This is a genomic window from Polaromonas sp. P3_C2 (genome assembly GCF_056402675.1).
Window position 1 is genome coordinate 1 of sequence record NZ_JBFUGX010000494.1, and the last position, 3,126, is coordinate 3,126.

Annotated in this window: 4 protein-coding genes and 1 pseudogene; 3 read left to right on the plus strand and 2 right to left on the minus strand. The window is 62.3% G+C overall.

Going from position 1 to position 3,126, the window contains the following annotated elements:
- Positions 1–183: pseudogene (locus AC1DWI_RS17745) on the minus strand (hypothetical protein); the annotation flags it as partial.
- A gap of 190 nt (positions 184–373) precedes the next feature.
- Here AC1DWI_RS17745 and AC1DWI_RS17750 point away from each other — a divergent pair.
- Together AC1DWI_RS17750 and AC1DWI_RS17755 are read left to right on the plus strand one after the other, a co-directional pair.
- Entirely contained in the window at positions 374–1,366 is a 993-nt protein-coding gene (locus AC1DWI_RS17750; protein ID WP_477725335.1) for a DUF2167 domain-containing protein, read from the plus strand.
- 13 nt (positions 1,367–1,379) lie between these two features.
- Positions 1,380–2,105 (plus strand): site-2 protease family protein, encoded by a 726-nt coding sequence (locus AC1DWI_RS17755; RefSeq protein WP_477670985.1) that lies wholly within the window; start codon positions 1,380–1,382, stop codon positions 2,103–2,105.
- A 24-nt stretch (positions 2,106–2,129) separates the two neighbouring features.
- On the opposite strand, the gene AC1DWI_RS17760 is transcribed toward AC1DWI_RS17755, so the two are convergent.
- Positions 2,130–2,387, minus strand: a complete 258-nt coding sequence (locus AC1DWI_RS17760; RefSeq protein ID WP_477725336.1) for a hypothetical protein — start codon at positions 2,385–2,387, stop codon at positions 2,130–2,132.
- Between the two features lie 122 nt (positions 2,388–2,509).
- Between AC1DWI_RS17760 and AC1DWI_RS17765 the strand changes: the two genes are divergently transcribed.
- A complete protein-coding gene (locus AC1DWI_RS17765; RefSeq protein ID WP_477670987.1) occupies positions 2,510–3,106 on the plus strand; it encodes a 3'-5' exonuclease in 597 nt (198 codons plus the stop codon).
- The last annotated feature ends 20 nt before the right edge of the window (positions 3,107–3,126 follow it).

The window sequence follows — 3,126 nt, forward strand, 5'->3', positions numbered from 1 at the left end:
GTTGCGCGCTTGCGCCGCCGCGGCCAGCAAGGCCGGCAGTTCAGCGAAAGCCTGCAGCTGGGACACGATACCGAAGTGGCATTGCGAGAAGCCGGCCAACGGCATGGTGAAGTCAACCATGCCCGCAGCGGCGGGAGGCGCGGGCAATTCCCCACTGTGGTAGCTGACGTGATGGATGCTCATGGATATTCCCCTGGTTAACGGATGCACCCTGCCGGCCAGCCAACCCGGCAACAGCCAACCGGACACCGTGCAGCCAGTTTGACTATAGGGAGGCGATCWGGGGCGCTGTTGATCCAGATCAAACAAGCCGCCGGTTCCACCAAAGCCCGTGTCAGAATATCCGGAAATTTATTCCAACAGGGAGGACTTGATGAACCATTTGTGGACGCGCATCTGTGCGCTGGCGGTTGTACTGTCTTGCGGTGCTGCCCTGGCGCAGCCGATGTCAAAAGACGAAGCCGAAAAAATCTGGGCGGAAGCCCGCGCCGCAGCCAAGGAAGGCCCGCAGGATATTCCCCTGGCCGACCAGGCCGTGCTGAAGCTGCCGGCCGGCCGCATTTTTGTGCCGCAGCCGCAGGCCGCCAGGCTTCTCAATGCCATGGGCAACCCCGGCAAGGATTCGCGGCTGCAGGGCCTGGTGTTTCCCGCGGCCAACGATTCCTGGTTTGTCACGGTGCGCTTTGAGTCCGCAGGCTACGTGAAAGACGAYGACGCCAAGGACTGGAACGCCGACGACCTTCTCAAAAGCTACCGCGAAGGCACGGAAGCCTCGAACAGCGAACGCAAGAAGATGGGTTTTCCTGAAATGGAAATTGTCGGCTGGGCCGAAAAGCCGGCCTATAACGCCGCCACCCACCGGCTGGTGTGGGCCATGTCCAGCAAGGACCGCGGCGCAGCGCCCGATGCCGCACAGGGCGTGAACTACAACACTTACGCGCTGGGGCGTGAGGGCTACTTCAGCCTGAACCTGGTGACGGCGCTGAATGATTTGCCGAAGGACAAACCCGTCGCCGCGGAGCTGCTGTCGGCCCTGCAATACAACGACGGCAAACGTTATGCCGATTTCAATTCCAAAACCGACAAGGTGGCCGAATACGGCCTGGCCGCGCTGGTGCTGGGCGTGGCCGCGAAAAAACTCGGCTTCTTCGCCGTCGCCGCACTCTTTTTTGCCAAGTTTGCCAAGGTGATCTTTCTGGCCGTGGCGGGGTTTGGCGCGGTGTTCCTGAAATACTTCAAGCGCAAACCGGCTGCAGCGCCCATGCCGGTCGCGGCCGCCGAGCAGGAGACGGTTCCTGCCGCATTCGGCARTGCAGCAAACGCGTCAACCACCCCGGCAAAACCCCCAGCGCCGCCTACCGCCTGAAAAGCACCTTCGCGTGACGAAACTCCTGCTGCTGCTTTTCACCGGCGCCAAGTTCGGCAAGCTGCTGCTCACGGGCGGCAGCATGCTGATTTCGGTGTTTGCCTACGCGCTGCTGTTCGGCTGGCGCTACGCAGTGGGTTTTGTGGCCCTGCTGTTTGTGCATGAAATGGGCCACTACATCGCCGCGCGGCAGCGCGGCCTCAACGTGGGCGCGCCCACCTTCATTCCGTTTGTGGGCGCGTGGGTAGAGCTCAAGGACATGCCGCATGACGCCGAAACCGAAGCCTATGTGGGCCTGGGCGGCCCGCTGCTGGGCACGATAGGCGCGCTGGCCTGCTATTTTCTGGCGCGCGACCAGGACAGCAACCTGCTGCTGGCGATTGCCTATTCCGGCTTTTTCCTGAACCTCTTCAACCTGATTCCGCTGTCTCCGTTTGACGGAGGCCGCATCACCGCGGTGCTGTCGCCGCGCATCTGGTTTCTGGGGGTGCCGGTGCTGGTGGGCCTGTTCTTCTGGCGGCCCAGCCCCATGCTGATCCTGATGGCGCTGCTGGCCGGGCCGCAGCTGCTGAAGGCCATACGCTACAAATCAGACAGCGAAGAAGCGAAAACCTATTACGCCACCAGCGCCGCCACGCGGTTTGAGTACGGCTTTTATTACCTGGCCCTGGCGGCGTTTCTGGCGGTGATGACACACGATGTGCATGAAATGCTGCGCGGCGTCAGCGGCATGCGGTAAATCGGGCTGAATGCGCGGCTCGTGTCAGTCCGGCACAAACTTCGCATTGAAGGTCGCTTCGTCCTCGGGCAGCTCCATCGTCACCAGTTGCCCCATGCGCATGTCGGCGAGGCGGCAGGCGCCGAACAGGCTGTATTTGCCCTTGAGCCCGTAGCTTTCCATGTCGATCAGCATGAAGGAGTGCGGCACAAACACCTGGTGCAGAAAAATCGTGCGGTGCCGGTTGCGCGGCGACGGAAAGAGCTTGTATTRCTCGGTGGTGATGCTTTGTGCTGCTGCCATGATGTGGGTGAGTGAGGGCGGTCGGGGGCGTCCGATGTAATGCGCCAACCCTGACTGTAAGCTCTAGCCTTGCACAGACCTTGCCGCAGCCCTGTTTTTTGCCCACTTATGCCCCAATACCCATGACAGAGCGTCACCCGACCCCCGGAAAAGAAGAAATTGCCCTGCTGGAGCCGTTCGACCGGCTGAGCCTGGGACAGATCCAGGTGGTGGCGACACCGGCCCAGGCCGCCGCAGCGCTGCAGGCCCTGGCCGGCGCCACGGTGCTGGGCTTTGACACCGAGTCGAAACCGACCTTTGCCAAAAACGAGGCGTCTGAAGGGCCGCACATCGTGCAGCTTTCGACGCTCGACAAGGCCTGGATCTTCCAGCTCGAAGATGCCGAATGCCGCCGCGTGGTCGGGTTGCTGCTGAGCTCGCCTGCCATCATCAAGGCCGGCTTCGGCCTGGGGGACGACCAGCGCCGCATCATCCGCAAGCTGGGCACAGACCTGCAGGGCGTGCTGGACCTGAACGTGGTGTTCCGCGAGCGCGGCTACCGCAAGGACATGGGCGTGCGCGGCGCCGTGGCCGTGATGTTCAACAAGCGCTTCCTCAAATCCAAGAAAGCCGCCACCTCCAACTGGGCCAATGAACGGCTGACGGAAGCGCAGATCATTTACGCGGCCAACGATGCCTATGGCGCGCTGCGGGTGTACAAAGCGCTGGGGCTGGGGTAGGCGCGGCCGCAATACGCTAC

What these genes read in the sequence shown, in the direction of transcription:
- AC1DWI_RS17765 (WP_477670987.1), top strand. Translation starts at nt 2,510, where the DNA reads ATGACAGAGCGTCACCCGACCCCCGGAAAAGAAGAAATTGCCCTGCTG.